Raw genomic sequence first — 1,394 nt, forward strand, 5'->3', positions numbered from 1 at the left:
ACGATTTTCTCACGGACAAGGGCCTGGAGAACTTTCCCGATTGTACGATATTGATTACGATTTTAAAAATGATGAATTAGTAGCCTATCAACATTCTTTTTTGTTGTTTTTTGATAAAGTGGGAAATTTTCTTCGGCAGAAGAGACTCCCTTTAGGGTTTAACAATTTAGTAGTAACTGATGATGGTTATATTTTTAAAACCCTTTCAAAACGAGGAGATCCTCATTTAGAGGATAAAAGAGATTACACCTTATTGCTAGCGAGTAAAAATTTTAAATTGAATTTTGTTGCCCTTCCTGAACGAAAAAAAATAAAGGCTCTATCGGCTTACACTTATCTTTATAAAAATGGCGATTTAATCAGTTTAACAGGGCAAATGACTGATACCATCTACAAATATAATTCCAAAACGAATGAATTAACCTCCGAATTTGTGTTAAATTACGATAAAAAAGTCCCTCGTAAGTATCTTTATGGAGAAACTTTTGAAACGTTTACAAAAGCTACCCGAAATAACGACTACTATTTTAACATAGGAGAATACTTTGAAACTTTTTCGCAAAATGTTTTCTTTTTACATAATAACTATACTGAACTGAAAACCGTAGTATATCGTGATAAAAAAACGGGAAATATGGTGGGAGGTAATAACGCTAATCTTAAACCAAAAGAAATTCCTCCAATAGCTTTTCCCAAAGCCGTGTATAAGGATTATTTTGTTTCTACCTACATTCCAAGTTCAGAAGATTATGAAATCTTAAAAGATAGCAAAATCATCTCAGCAGAGGACAAAGAAAAAATAAAACATTCAAAAGATGATGACAATCCCGTGTTGGTATATTTTAAATTGGAAGAGTTTTAGTTTTTCCTTATTGAGAAGTTTGTTTATAATACTTATCTTCGTTAAACATAATATTTAACTGTTTAGAAAAAGAATCTTTTTAAAATAAACGCCGTATGAAACAAATATGCTTTTTAGTTTGTGTACTTCTTTTTAATAGTTGTCAAAACACACCTGAAAAAACTCGCTATACCCAAGAACAAATAGCTTCCCTACAATTGGAAGAAACAAAAATATTGACCCCTAAAATGGACTCTATCAAGAAAATAGACTTAAATCCTTTTCTTGGAAAAAAACACTTTGAGTTTGGAAATTTAGTAAGCGACGTAAAAATTATCCCGTTGGAAACCAATAACAAAAGTTTAATTGGTGGTATTTATAAAATCATAACTACGGAGGAATATATTTATATAATGGATAAATTCAAAGGTAGGAATATCATCATTTTTGACAAAAGCGGAAAATTTATAAAACGATTTTCTCACGGACAAGGGCCTGGAGAACTTTCCCGATTGTACGATATTGATTACGATTTTAAAAATGATGAATTAGT

2 protein-coding genes are annotated in these 1,394 nt (G+C 30.7%); both read left to right on the plus strand.

Features of this window, described 5'->3' with window-relative positions:
• A partial coding sequence (locus tag CCAND38_RS11745; protein WP_042343246.1) for a DUF4934 domain-containing protein occupies positions 1 to 862 on the plus strand: 862 nt, incomplete at its 5' end.
• Between the two features lie 95 nt (positions 863 to 957).
• The coding region (locus CCAND38_RS01475) for a DUF4934 domain-containing protein (RefSeq protein WP_042343247.1) at positions 958 to 1,394 on the plus strand (437 nt) is incomplete at its 3' end.

Source organism: Capnocytophaga canis, assembly GCF_000827555.1.
GTDB lineage: Bacteria > Bacteroidota > Bacteroidia > Flavobacteriales > Flavobacteriaceae > Capnocytophaga > Capnocytophaga canis.